This window comes from Oleiphilus sp. HI0061 (assembly GCF_001635675.1).
On record NZ_LWFE01000534.1, the window covers coordinates 1 to 875 of the forward strand.

The following is an 875-nucleotide window of genomic DNA, read 5'->3' on the forward strand; positions in this document are numbered from 1 at the left end:
AAAGGGTTTCTCAATCGAAAACATACATTCCCTCGTCTCGCTGGCAGGGTTAGCGCGGGGTAGACTCAGCGAGGGGTGGAACCCTCTGCCTACAGATATGAGGTTATACTATTATTGTAGGTAGAGCCTTCCATGGCTCGCTAGCGGGTTAGCACGAGATATACTCATGCGAGAGCTGAAACCCTCTGCTGATTACGTCTAGACCAATAAAAAAATAGAAACTACCTGAACGAAACCATATCATTTAAACTGGCATGATAAATTTGAATCAGAGATATAAGCTATGAGCGACAGCACCACGCTAACTGCCCTTGAGATCGACCGCCAACATATCTGGCACCCCTACAGTGCAATTGGTGCACCCCATAAGATTTTTCATGTCGAATCAGCTCAAGGTTGCACACTCAAGCTAAAAGACGGAACAAAGCTAATAGACGGCATGGCGTCCTGGTGGAGCGTCATTCATGGTTATAATCACCCTACACTAAATGAAGCCCTAAAAGCACAATGCGACAAAATGTCTCATGTCATGTTTGGCGGTCTCACGCACGATCCAGCCATCGAGCTAAGCAAACTCCTGGTTGAGATCAGCCCTCAAGAATTAGAGGCTGTATTCTTCGCCGACTCAGGCTCTGTGGCCGTTGAAGTCGCCATGAAAATGGCAATTCAGTACTGGCATGACCAAGGCAAACCCAAGAAGCAACGCTTTATCTCGCTACTTAATGGCTATCATGGCGACACCTTTGCGGCCATGTCGGTGTGTGACCCGATAAACGGTATGCACTCACTGTTCTCAGAAACCTTAACCAAGCAGTTCTTTGTTCCAGCACCCACATCTAAGCCAGGTGAAGCCTGCAATGAACATGACAAGCAAG

General features: G+C 47.4%; 1 protein-coding gene. It reads left to right on the forward strand.

The features are described 5' to 3' along the window. Window positions 1-283 precede the first annotated feature (283 nt). A partial coding sequence (locus tag A3735_RS06980; RefSeq protein WP_156499484.1) for an aminotransferase class III-fold pyridoxal phosphate-dependent enzyme occupies window positions 284-875 on the forward strand: 592 nt, incomplete at its 3' end.